General features: G+C 65.1%; 1 pseudogene. It reads right to left on the bottom strand.

What is annotated here, in order from left to right:
• Positions 1 to 82: 82 nt before the first annotated feature.
• Positions 83 to 950: pseudogene (locus HT737_RS04980) on the bottom strand (CAP domain-containing protein).
• Between the last annotated feature and the right edge of the window lie 193 nt (positions 951 to 1,143).

The following is a 1,143-nucleotide window of genomic DNA, read 5'->3' as shown; positions in this document are numbered from 1 at the left end:
GGTTCAGCCTCAACCGGGCAAAATGTGGGAGCGAGCCTGCTCGCGAAGGGGCCAGTAGCTTCACTGAAAATCTCTCAGCGAATCAAGGCGCACCAAACACCATCGTCCAGTAAACCCCTTCATCACTGCGCGCCTCGCTGGCAAAACCCGCGCCGACCTGGGTGAACATCGGGTTCATCAGGTTGGCACAATGCCCGGGACTGGCCAGCCATCCGGCCATCGCCTTGCCCGGTGAACTCTGGCCGGCGGCGATGTTTTCGCCGATCTGCCGGCCCCGATAACCTGCCGCCCGGGCGCGATCGGCCGGCATGTCGCCGTCCGGATCACGGTGGGCGAAATAGTTGCCGTAGGCCATGGCCTTGCTATGCCCTTGCGCGGCGGCTCCCAGCGCCGGGTTCCAGCTGAGCGGGCGAGCGGCGGCGAAGCGCTGGCGTCCACACATCCGTGGGGCGTGCACGGGCGGCGTTGACCTCGGCGAGCAAGGCTTTGCCGACGCTGCGGTTGTCGCCGACGCGACTGTCGAGCACCGGTTGCGCCAGCACCACTTGCCATTCACCGCGGGCACGGCTGACGCCGATGTCGGCGTACTGGGCGTCGAGCAGGGCGGTGCAGTGGCTGTCTTGCAGCTGTTCGAAGGCTTCCTCGGCATCCCCGGCACCGACGATGCGGATGCTGCGCACCGCCACCGCCGAATATCCCGAAGACTTCAATCTCTCGCGCAAGCCACCGCCGTAGCCATAGCCGATCGGCAACGCCAGATTCGACTTCAGCGACAGTGGCGCCAGGCGCTGGGCAGGGCGACGTTCGCAGCGTTGCGGATGGGCGCGGTAATCGTTGATGGCGGCCACCAGCTGCCGTTCTTCGCTGGCGTGGGCGGTCTCGGTGAACAGTGGGGCAAGGATCAGCAGGCACAGCGAACCGAAGCGTGATGAGCGAACGACATGGCGCATGGGACGGCAGACTCAGGGGAAAGGACAGTGCTGAAGTGGGCAGCCGCGGAATGCGGCGCCACTAGGACTGGGCTTTTTGCACTTGGTTCATGCTGGCAAACTGGCTTTTTTGCTGGGTGTGAAGGGGAGGGTGATCCTGGATTTTGTGTTGCCCGCACTGGCCCCTTCGCGAGCAGGCTCGCTCCCACAGAGC

It is taken from the genome of Pseudomonas sp. MD195_PC81_125 (assembly GCF_014060985.1).
Lineage (GTDB): Bacteria > Pseudomonadota > Gammaproteobacteria > Pseudomonadales > Pseudomonadaceae > Aquipseudomonas > Aquipseudomonas parakoreensis.
The sequence above is the reverse complement of the archived record's forward strand: the minus strand, read 5'-3'. Positions and strand labels throughout refer to the sequence as shown.